The sequence below is a fragment of the Rhodohalobacter sulfatireducens genome (assembly GCF_022012475.1).
In the GTDB taxonomy this organism is placed as follows: Bacteria; Bacteroidota; Rhodothermia; order Balneolales; family Balneolaceae; genus Rhodohalobacter; species Rhodohalobacter sulfatireducens.
On the sequence record NZ_JAKLWS010000003.1, the window covers coordinates 1 to 11,960 of the forward strand.

Consider the following 11,960-nt stretch of genomic DNA (forward strand, 5'->3'; position numbering starts at 1 on the left):
ATCACCCGGCTGAAGTCTTCGGTGATCATTTCGACTTCTCCAACATTCTTATCTAAATCCAGTTCAATATCAACGTTGATTGGATCCTTTCCGGCGCGCATTCCGTGAAAGGCCAGGTTGCTGTACTCTTTAATAAGAGCATTGATATTGGTCGCTTCCATTTTGCCGGAGCCGCCGCGGCTGTGCTGGAGCATCGATTTGACGATACCATCGGCGCGTGTGCCGTGTTTGTGGATGGTTTTGAGATTGGTTTCGATGTCGTTGAGGATTTCGAGGATCAAGCCGTGGTTCGTGGCCTCATCAGACACCCCTCGCCTTCGCTCCGCTTCGGCACTCCCCTCAAGGGGAGAGTTCTTCGGTCCCCTGTCCCCGGTCACACGTCGTACTTCATCCCTTGCTTCTTCCACCAATTCAATACTCAAATCCGAAAAATTATTTACGAAGTTCAAAGGGTTCTTGATTTCGTGAGCGATGCCGGCGGTAAGCTGACCCAAACTCGCCAGTTTTTCCTGCTGTACTAGCTGATCTTTTGCGGCTTCCAGCTCTTCGAAGGCTTCTTCTATTTTCTGTTTGGCCTGCTCGAGTTTGTTGAAATCTTCGTACCTGTCGTAGGCTACTGAAAATGCGCTGGCCAACGACTGGCCAAGGTCCAGATGCTCCTGCGAAAGAGGCTCGGTATTACCAATGTACAGCATGCCATGTTTGAAAGGAAGGAAATGCAGATCCAGCGTTTTTGGGACGGACCCGGCGGAGTATTTCTTTTTGGATTGAATAAAACCGCCTTCAATCAGACTTTGAGACCAGTCTCTGAAATCTTGCTCATCCCAATGAACCGTGTAGATCTCCTTGTTTTTCCAGGATGACATAGAGTTTTCCACCAGTGGGAACTCCGTTAAGGGGAGATGCAGAGCCGCAATAGGTTCACCCTGGGATGTACTTAAATAGGTGTGAGAAACTCCGTTTTCTTCATCGATAATAAATACCCCGCAGCGGATAAAAGGAATCTCGAGAGTTTTGAGTTCATCCCAGATGATGGGGGTGATTTGATTCAAATCCTCGGCACTTCGCATAGAGGCGATTTCGGCCCGGATACGATCAAGTGAAGACTGCCGGGCGGTTTCGAGAGCCAGTTTTTCGGCTTTTTGCAAATCCTTGAAACGAATATATGCTTGTTTAAATATCCGGGTAAACCGGACAAACAGATCCTCCTGTTCTTCCGTAAGTTTTGTTCCCGTTACAAGAGTCATGTATCCATATTCAAAATTTCCACAGTAGAAATAGGTCGGATTCGGTAATTTGTTCGTGATTTCTTTCACTTCTTCCACGTCCACTGCTGGAGTAACAACGGCAATATGATTCGCCAGTTCTTGATCAGCGGCTTCCTGGCAAAAAAGTTCTACCCGGTTTTTCCATTTATTATACCTTTCGTCCAGGATGGGGTCCCCCTTTAACGGGATAACAAATTTTTCTTGAGGGCTGCCGTCCAATCGGGTCATCCAGCAATGCTGGAGTTGAGTTTCTTCATCCATTTCCTGGTATCCACAAGTAATAAAATCAGTGATCCCCAATTTTCTCATTTCTTCATATAAAAGGGTTGCAACATCTCCCAATTCATCGCTTTTTTGAATGCCCATTGAACGAGAACGGACTCTCTCCAAAGCCGCTTCTATTTTTGCTTCCCTGGCTTGATCTTCGGCTCGCTTAACGTCTAAGAAACGAGTATAGGCTTGCTCGAAAGTTTGGGCAATTCGCTTTAATGTTGGAAATACCTTTTCGGGAAAGGGGTCTGTATCGATAAACTGGACAAAACCGTGCTTTGTGTTGGCATATTCAAAAAACACCTCATTCACACCGGTGATAGCCTTTTTAACTTGTTTTGGGAGATTTTTCATTCCAGTTTTTTCAAACAAGAAGTTGTTGAAGTCGAATTTCTCTTCATCCTTTAAATGAATACTCAGGAACTCCTCATCACTTTTCCAGAACTGCAAGGTTTTTCTTATCAGTGCATGATGCTGATTATCAATGTCATATGGTTTTGGGTGTTCTTCATTCGAATAATCTGAATACCAGATCTGTTGGTTCTCATCTTCATCGATAACAATCACCTTGCATCCCCAATTTGAAATTCCAAGTTTTTCAACCTCATTGTATATCACCTGGACTACTTCACTCAACTCATCACTGGATTGCATGCCCATAGACCTGGATCGGATACGCTCGAGTGCCGCTTCTATCTGGGCTTCGCGGGCTTGTTCTTCGGCCTGTTTGATATCGTTGAAACGGGTCCAGGCTTGCTGGAAAACTTTTGCAAAGCGTTCAATCAGTGAAAAAGCCGCATCGTCCAGATATTCAACGGAAGCAACAAAAAAAGCACCGAAATCCTGGAAAGAGTTATACAAATGTATTGGATCGGGTTCACGCATCCCCATTTCGACCTCTTCCGGAAGATTCCAAAGGCCCGTTTCACTAAATAGGTGGTCGTCCCAGCTGTTTTTTGCCTCACCCGATAATTCGTAATAGTGTTTTGATTTTCTTTCTTCCCAAAGTTTCCAGTAATCATTATACACCGGATTATCATTATCAGCTATATGAAAGCTCTCAGTACCACTCTCAGCTTCGGGATTTGCAGCCCACCAGGTTACAGATCGGCCTTCAGGATGATAGATCCAGATTACGACCCGCTCTAAATCTACTCGCAGTGATGTGAATTCCTCGAACATTTTGGCAAGCACTTCATTTATCTCTTCTGACTTCTGCATGCCCATCGACCGGGATCGGATTCGTTCAAGAGCTGCTTCGATCTGTGCTTCGCGGGCTTGTTTTTCTGCTTTTTGGAGGTCGAGGAAACGGGTGTAGGCTTGTTCAAAGACTTTTCCTAAGCGCTTAAAAATATCCTGCTCATCCTCGGTAAATTTGTCAAGATTGAATCTGCTTAATTGAAGGCAGGCTTCATTTAATAGTACGGTGCACCGCGTCCAACCGGGTGCATTGAGAATAATATCCTTTCTCTCTTGTGGTATTCTTTTTAATTCTGTTTCATTAAATGCATACTTAAAATAAGACGCTATTTCTGATTTTGAGTAGGTACTACTAAAAAGAGGAAGATCCTTTTCAATGGCTTCGATGAGTTCCGAGTCGATTGGATGATCTGAAAGTGGAAAATGGAATTTTTCCAAGTAGGATTGACCCTCAACATGCAACCAAATATTTATACTTGCATTTGGGTCAACCGAAATGTCTGTCCATATCTGAGAATTATGGACCTCGATTCCCATCTCTTTTAATTCACGGCCGATCTGCTGGACGACATTTATCAACTCCTCACTTTGTTGCATCCCCATCGATTGGGCTCTCACTCGTTCAAGAGCGGCTTCAATCTGGGCTTCCAGGGCCTGGGCTTCTGCTTTTTGCAGGTCGAGGAACCGGGCGTAGGTCTGCTCGAAAATCTTAGCAAAGCGCTGTAGCAACTTTAAGTTTTCTTCTCCTGTCTGTTCTACACCTTGATAGGTCAACATACCGTGAGAAAAATAGGCGTTATGGGTAAACCATTGTTTGATGTGGTTATCCCGGAATTGCCGAATGACATGCTCCCAACCATGGAGGGATGCTAGTTTTTGTAAAAATTTCTCAAAAATGGAACCACTATACTCATTAACGATGAGTAATTCATGTCGCTTCTCCGGCTTTGTTTCTCGCCAACGTATGTATTCCTCATTCAAGGGAAAAATTTCGGTGAAGGGGAGACGCAACATCACTTGTTTACCGGTAAAACTGAAAGCTGTCTGCCAGACTTCCGCCGCTCCGGTAGCTTCATTAATTATGCATACCTCAATATCTATGTTGTCTTCGGCTATTACCAAATGCTTAAACTCCTGGTAAAGCATCGCCACTACCTCCTGGAGTTCTTCACTTTGATGCATAGCCATGGTGCGCGAACGTATGCGCTCCAGAGAGGCTTCAATCTGTGCTTCCCGGGTCTGCTCTTCAGCTTTTTGAAGGTCGAGGAAACGGGTGTAGGCTTGTCCAAAAACGCTTGTAAAACGTTTAAATAGATCTTTCTCTTCATGGTTAAACTCCTCGAGCCTATATCGGGCAAATTGCATCGAGCAGTTATTTTTTATCACAACACAATTTACCCATCCGGGGGCTTCTAAAATGAAATTCTTTCTTTCTTCCGGAATATCTTTGAAATCAGAGTGCTCGAATAACAGTTTGAAATAGGCGTTCTTTTCCGGCTTTGAATATTTTACTGTGAAAGAACCCAGATCATTCTCTAAGGTTTCATAAAATTTTGTAGTAATTGGATGATCTATAAAGGGTATGTGAAATTTTTGAAGATATCGCTGCCCCTCAACAGAAACCCAATCATTCAATCCATCATGTGGATCGTCAGTGAAGTCAATTACGATCTGTGTAACATCAATATCAATTCCCAACTCCATGATCTCCTTTTTGAGTTGGCGAACCACTTCCACCAATTCTTCACTTTTATGCATCGCCATTGATCGCGCCCTAACCCGTTCAAGGGCTGCCTCAATTTCCAACTCCCGGTTTTTATGCTCGAGCTCGGCAGTTCGCCGCTTCACCGCATCGCGAAGCTCGATATTCTCTTTGGTAATCTTTTCAATGGCGAGTGTTTCACCTTCGCCGACTCGCATATCGGGGAGTGACCCGTGCTGTTGTGCCATCTTCCATCCGTCCTCGGTTTCCCGGAGCATGGCAGAGCTTCGAAATTTTGAGTAAAAAGACCAATCGGTTTCCGAAAGCACATAGAGATCGCAAAACTCATTGATCAGCATCACGTTGCCAATTGGTAACTCTGTAACCTCCCTGTTTCTCATTTCTACACTTCCAATCAGCTCTTCTTTTTGTGCTTTGATGAATTCTATACCTTCGGCCTTATTATGGCAATGTTCACTTTCGGACGTGCCGATCATCTCAAAGTTCTCGTCCAGCGTGGCCGCAAATGTATCAATATCCCCAACCAGGTAGCTGTCCCAGAACAAGTCGTATACCTTGCGGGCTTCTTCGATATGTTTAATGGGTTTTTTCATCGAAAATCCCTCTTGTTCGATCCTGGAAATAGTGCCACATGGTTCATGTTGAACAGTCGAAGCACACCGGTCTGCTTGCAAAAAATTGATGGTAAAATGGAGTCCGGCAGTTTTCTCTTTTCAGTCGTCATTCCAATGGTTGAAGTATTGGCAAATAGGGATACAGCTTCCGCTTGCTGCCAGGCGGAAAACACTGCTCCGCGATATACCTTTTATGTTAATTTTTTGCGTTTAAAGAACGCAAAACTTCAAACCCGTTTGGAAAGAAATCCCAGCTACTTTAAGCAGGATCACTCATTATCTTCCAGAACGTCATGAAGTTCCTCACGTAAATTTTTAAAGTCGATAGGCTTCGTGAAAAACTCTTTAGCCCCGATCTCTTTTGCTTTTTGGTAATTCTCTGTATCTCCATAAGCAGAAATCATACTGACATGAATATGCGGATAGTCTGATTTAACTCTCTCCAACAATTCAAAACCGGACATCCCCGGCATATTTATATCAGAAAAAATATAGACAATATCAGGCGGATTCGTACTCTTGATAATCTCTAATGCCTCTTGACCTGAAAAGGCGAATACCAATTCTACTTTGCCGCTGCGAATTTCTCTTCGAAAACGCTGCCGAAACAGGGTTTCAACATCATGTTCATCATCAACTACAAGAAACTTCATATCTATATGACTATCTATTAATATTCAATTCAATTACAAATCGTGTGAATTCATTTTCTTCAGATTGAATGGTTAACATACCACCATGAGCTCTGATAATATCGTTGGTAATATAGAGCCCCAATCCGGTTCCCTCTGTTCCTTTTTTTGTTGTGAAAAAAGGTTGAAGAATTTTCTTTCTCAGCTTTTTAGGTATTCCCGTGCCATTGTCTTCAACAATAATGTTTATCAAACTACCACTTCTGATGGTTCGTACAAATAATTTTGGTGAATAACTTTCAGAAAGAGTCGATTTTAATTTTTCCCGCATCGCATCAAAGGCGTTGTTACACAGATTAACAACAACCCTGCTAAAATCTTCAGAAATTAAAGGAACTTCGCCAATGGAGGTGTCCAGCTCAAATTCAATGTCCACTTCAAATGGCCTGTCGCCGGCTCGCATACCATGGTAGGAAAGATTGACAAACTCCTTCAAAAGCGGGTTTATCTCTGTGGGTTCCATAATTACACCGCTTCCCCTTGAATGCTGAAGGAGTGATTTAATGATCACATCAGCCCTTGAGCCATGCCTGTGAACAGTCTCAAGGTTGGCCTCAATATCATTGAGTAAGTCTTTAAGCACTTGAGAGCTGTCTGCAGTCAATTCACTTTTTGCTTCATCTATCAGCTCGATACTCAACTCCGAAAAATTATTTACAAAATTCAGTGGATTTTTAATCTCGTGGGCAATACCGGCCGTAAGTTGACCCAAAGACGCCAATTTTTCCTGTTGAATCAGCTGCTCCTGTGCCGACTTTAGATCTTCATAGGCTTTTTCAATTTCGCTGGTTCGTTCTTTTACCTTCTCTTCCAGGTTGCTGTACAGGTTTGCATTCTCGATAGATATGGCAATTTGCCCACTTAACATATTGAGCAGTTCAACCCTGTCTTTAGTAAAAGCATTGGACGTTAAATTGTTTTCGAGATAGAGAAGTGCTTTAACCTTTCCCTGGTTTTTGATAAGTGTGCAGAGCAGAGACTTAACATTCGATTTTTTAATGTATTCATCTGCAGACCACTTTTCGTGAGATGAAGCGTCGGGGATAATCAGTTCTTCACCGGTACGAAGAGTATACAAGACAACGGACTGAGGCAGCTTGCCAAACTCCTTAATACTAACTCCGTCAAGGATTTTAATTTTTTTAATCGTGCCTTCTGCCACAACTTCAAGTTTATCATCGTTATTAACGATCAAGATAGCCCGTTGTGCTCCCGCATTTTCAATTACAATTTTCAACAAGGTTCTCAAAAGGTCATTCAGGCGGATTTCCCCCGACAGAGATGTACTTGCTTTTACAACTGTAGAAAGATCGAATATTCCCGATCGTTTTCCACCGCTCCCGGAGCCGCTAGAGGATGATGAAGTGCCGTCTGTACTCAAAAACTCAAACTCCCCGAGAAGCATATTGGCTTTAGCTTCGGCTCCCCAAAACGTGTAAGCCCGGTAAGCTTTATTCATAAATAACTCTCCTTGCACGTTCAGGTCATTGGCCATGCAAAATCGTGCGGCCAGTTCACTGACCATCGCAACAACCTGGGCATACTTCTGCTCACTTGCGTGATGGATCGCTTTATCAAAAAGGGTCGTAGCTTCTGCAATGTTACCGTTCGCTGCAAGCAATCCGGCTTTTACAGCCAGATACTTATGGAGATAATTTTCAGGGGCAGATTCAGACCATTTCTTGAGTTTTTTCAGGCTCTTTTTAGCACTCTTCAGAGCATCGGGTTTATTTTCCAGGAGTGAATGGTAGATAGCTGCAATGGATGCAAAAAACGTGGTAAACGTTAAATCCGGCAGGCCTGCCACGGCTTCTTCAAAAACTTTTGTTTTTTCGGCATGATGAAGTGCTTTATCCGATTCAAGTCGCAGAAGGTGCAGTAAAAGTTTATTGGAATGATAGAAATAAGCAGACGTTTTGTCGTTCATGCCTTCCAAATCTTTCAGCATCTTTTCTTCACCGCCATCGAAATGATCGGCTAAATTCACTCCGATTTCATCTTCACCTGTAAGATTTTGGATAACGTTTTGCAGAATGGAAGTCCGGTTATACGCTGCTTGTTGTTTGAGCTGATCAAATGTTCGTTTGTAAGAATCTACCTTTTCCCCGAGCATCGAAAGCTCTTCTGATATATAAAATTGCCATAGCAGGTAATAATAAGCCGCCCAAATTCCACCAACCAGATTTCCAACCTTTAAACCACTTTTGTATGATTCCAAAAGCGGATCTAAAGAGAGGCTGAGATGTTGCTTCCAGTGATTCAGAAAACAGTCGGTAACAAACAGAACTTTAACGCGGTACTCTTCGGAATCAAATTTGTCGACCAGTTCCAGGGCCATCTGCCCGAAACGGTATCCGCCGTCATAATCCCCCAAAACCGCACTCAGTGAGATACCGTAGGAACCATATCCGAAAGCTGAGTAGGGCATATTTCCGTATTTAACGGAGAGTTCAACCATCTTAAAAACGATAAGCGGAAACATATTACTTCCAGACATGTATGCAGGCGGCACAATCCTTTCAAGTATTGGTAGTGCCGCAGTCATATTCGGATCGGTCATCACCTCCAGTTGCATGAGGTCTTCAGGCTGCTTGCCCTTCAACAACCATTTTGTTTTCGTAAGCCCCATAAGAATATGAAACATCTTTGGATTGCCGGGAAAATCAACACCCAGTTTTTCCAAAATATCGAGCCCGGCCTGTAAGCCTTCCGGCAACATGTTTTGGGATGTCAGGTGATCGATCCTCAACATGTAAACTTTCTTTTGTTCAGGTGGTGTTTTGGAATGCTCGATCACAGAATTTATCAACTGGTCCATTTTTGATGCCTCACCCATCAGGTAGGCTGCTTCAGCTCCTTTTTCTGAGAGTCGATGCATCAGTTCATAGTGCTCATCCCAGGCATTTTCCGGCATGAGACGCAATCCGTTTTCGATCAGTTCGAGGGCTGTGCTGTGCGCTGATGACTCGACCGCTTTTGTTCCCGCATGCAGATTGAGCCTGGCAAGATGAATTTTTTCTTTCGGGTCTTCAATCAAACGGAGGCCTGTATTCAACTGGAAGACAATATCAAAGATTTTTTCATTTCGTTTTTCGCCGGTGATATTTCGATCAAGCAACCGGCCGATTTGAAGATGCACTTTCGTTTTTTCCTCGTCATGTATAAGCGAATAGAACGACTGTTGAATTCTGTCGTGGATAAAGCTAAACTCAATCTTTTGATTTGTAAGATCGGTGTCTGTTAAGACTAACCGGTAGTTATTGTCTTTTGGAAGAATCAGGCTTTCGTCAATGGCGGGATCAAGGAGTTGGATCGTTTTATCGAGGGGAATTTCAGCGATAAGCCTGAGCAGATTCGCATCAAAACTGTTTCCAATACAAGCTGCTAATTTGATGATTTCCTGGGTTTTCTCGGGCAGTCGCTTGATTTTAGACATCATCAAGTCAACGATATTATCAGAAAGCTGCAACCGGTTAATGGCTTCTAAATCCCAGGTCCACTCATCCTCATTTGGATCAAATGTCAGCAGTTCCTCGCTGTGCAGAGCCATTAAAAACTGCTTTAAGAAAATTGGATTCCCGCCGGTTTTCTCATAAACAAACTCAGCCAGAGCTTGGATTGACTTTTCCTCAACAAAAAGTGCATCGGAAATAAACTCAGAAACATCACTTAACTCCAGGTTCCTGAGTTTCAGAAAAGAGAGTGGTATGAACTCTTTTTTTAGATTATCGATGAAAATCTGGAAAGGGTGTGTGCTGTCTACTTCATTATCCCTGTAAGCTCCAATGACAAAAAAGTGGTGATTCTCCTTATCCTCCAGCCACCGGCTTATGAGATCGAGCGACGCTGAATCAGCCCACTGTAAATCATCAATAAAAATCAGAAGAGGCGAATTTTCACGAGAGATAGCATTAATAAACTGCCCGATAACGTAATTAAATCGGTTTTGGGCTTCCTGTCCGCTCAGTTCGGGTACCTCAGGCTGCTGACCGATAATAATTTCTATTTCCGGAATCAGGTTTACGATTAACTGGCCGAGGCCTTCTGTGGAGTCAAGAATAATTTCTTTCCACTCCTCTAATTTTTCTTCCTTTTCCGTTAGAATAATTCGCACCCATTCCGTCAGAGCTTTCTGAATAGCATAGTAGGGAATGTTTCGCTGGTATTGGTCGAACTTTCCGGAGATAAAGATGGCACCCTTTTTGGCAATATCTTTCTGAATCTCTTTCACAAGTGCTGATTTTCCAACACCGGGTTCCCCGTGGATCAGTACCATCTGCGGCTGAATCTGTCCAATGTGAGACAGTGATGAACTCAACTGCTGCAGCTGCTGGTCGCGCCCGTACAATTTTTGAGGAAGGATAAACCTTTGGTGGGTATGCTTTGTACCGAGCTTAAAAGCTTTGTTTAAAATTCCCTCTTCAAAATATTCGAGACATAATTCAAGATCGGCCCGGAGTGAGTAGGCGGATTGATATCGATCATCTGCATTTTTTGAAAGCAGTTTCATCAGGATGTCCGATAATGCAGAGGGTATGGTCTCATCAATCTTCTCGGGACGCTGAGGATTCACTGCCATGTGGGCATGAATAATTTCGAGGGGATCATTTGAAATAAACGGGAGCTGCCCGGTGAGCATCTCATAAAAAACAACACCCAGTGAATAGAGATCGGATCTAAAATCAACAACCCGGTTCATCCGTCCGGTCTGTTCAGGTGAGATGTAGGGCAAGTGTCCCTGCAGCATTTCCGGACTGCCCTGGTGGTTTATAATCAGATCGCGACGCGAAGCGATGCCAAAATCTATCAGGTAAACATCATCCTGATTTGTGAGGAGTATGTTTTTTGTGTTGATGTCTTTGTGGATTATTCCCTCATCATGAACAAGTCCCACAATACGGCTCAACTTGATTGCAAGATCCAAAAACTCCTCAATTGAAAACGATCTCTTTGCTAAAAAGTCTGCGAAAGAATCGCCTTCAATATATTCAAAGACAAGGGCCTCCCTGTTGTTTATGCGGGTTTTGTCAATTAGTTTCCGTACCCCCTCTATCCTGCAATCCTTTAGGATATTATACTCGTTGTTGAGCATCATAATAGTTTCGGGGTCGGGAAAATCTGCTTTGTATGATTTAACTAAAACCTCTCCCCGTTCGGCGAAATCCGATTGTCTCCACAGGCGGAAATTTTCATTTTCGTATAAAATGGGAGGCATAAATAACTATATATTTTTTTGATTCGCTGCTTCTGTGATAAAATCAACAGTTGTTTAAGCTTTTATTGAATAAAAGGATAAACTGGTTTTCCATCATCAATGAAAGACATCAATTCAGGTGTATTGTTGATTTTTGAAGCAGTTTCATAAAGTTCATCGGCATGCGGGAGTATCAATACATCGTCCAGAAAGTGGACCTCCAATTCCCCAACAGAGTGTTTTCTGCCTAAAATGATATCCTGTTCCTCTTTGCTCAGGGGATAGCTGGAGGGATAGAAAAAGTGATCGTTCACAATAAAATTGACTGCAAAACCCCTTGGATTAGCCAAAAATTCCCCTAACCTTCCAAAGGCAAAATGTTCCGCTTCAACCATCGCCTGGGCGTATAAAAGGCGGTATAGTACCATGTTGATAAACACCTGCTCAGGGTGAATCTCTTCGTGAGCAAGTTCCGCATATTTATGATAGCCCGAAATGATACTGCTGTTATGGGCTTTGTACCAGTGTTTCGAGCTGGGTTCTTCAATAAAGTCAAGCCAGTGTTGAACCTGGATTTCAAGATCAGTAAGATTTTCTTCTTCCCAACCTGCCAGGTGTATGAGGGCAGCCAGTTCCGACCAGTATATAAACTGAAGGTTCACCTCGCTCCACCACGGACTGCCTGCAGGATTGCTGTTGGGTGGATGTAACACTCCTCGTTCCTCCCAGTGCAAAAACGCGAGTTCTGAATTGCCAAATCCAAATCTGCTGAAATGGCCGTGACCAAATTCATCGTAGAATAGTTCTCGTATCTGGTATCTTTCATGCGGTTTGTCTCTAATCATTTCAATACGATGCGACGCAAGAGACTTCAGTGAATCCACAGAAACCCCTGTTAAATCGCTTGGGTACAGCAATTCCGGAGCGATGGGCTCTTGTTCAGGCGAACAATAGTCCATGAAAAACCCAAGTGCGAGAAGTAGAATAATTTTTTTCACA

The 11,960-nt window shown here is 43.2% G+C and carries 5 protein-coding genes; all 5 read right to left on the reverse strand.

Features of this window, described 5'->3' with window-relative positions; all coding sequences use genetic code 11:
• On the reverse strand, positions 1 to 5,054 hold a 5,054-nt coding region (locus tag L6773_RS21590; protein ID WP_304622106.1), incomplete at its 3' end, for a nuclear transport factor 2 family protein.
• Positions 5,051 to 5,248 (reverse strand): hypothetical protein, encoded by a 198-nt coding sequence (locus L6773_RS03390; protein WP_237852444.1) that lies wholly within the window; start codon positions 5,246 to 5,248, stop codon positions 5,051 to 5,053. The genes L6773_RS03390 and L6773_RS21590, both read right to left, overlap by 4 nt.
• A gap of 96 nt (positions 5,249 to 5,344) precedes the next feature.
• Entirely contained in the window at positions 5,345 to 5,728 is a 384-nt protein-coding gene (locus L6773_RS03395; RefSeq protein WP_237852445.1) for a response regulator, read from the reverse strand.
• A gap of 10 nt (positions 5,729 to 5,738) precedes the next feature.
• Complete coding sequence (locus L6773_RS03400; RefSeq protein ID WP_237852446.1) at positions 5,739 to 10,982, reverse strand: ATP-binding sensor histidine kinase; 5,244 nt, start codon at positions 10,980 to 10,982, stop codon at positions 5,739 to 5,741.
• A gap of 62 nt (positions 10,983 to 11,044) precedes the next feature.
• On the reverse strand, positions 11,045 to 11,959 hold the full coding sequence (locus L6773_RS03405; RefSeq protein WP_237852447.1) for a hypothetical protein: 915 nt from the start codon (positions 11,957 to 11,959) through the stop codon (positions 11,045 to 11,047).
• Between the last annotated feature and the right edge of the window lies 1 nt (position 11,960).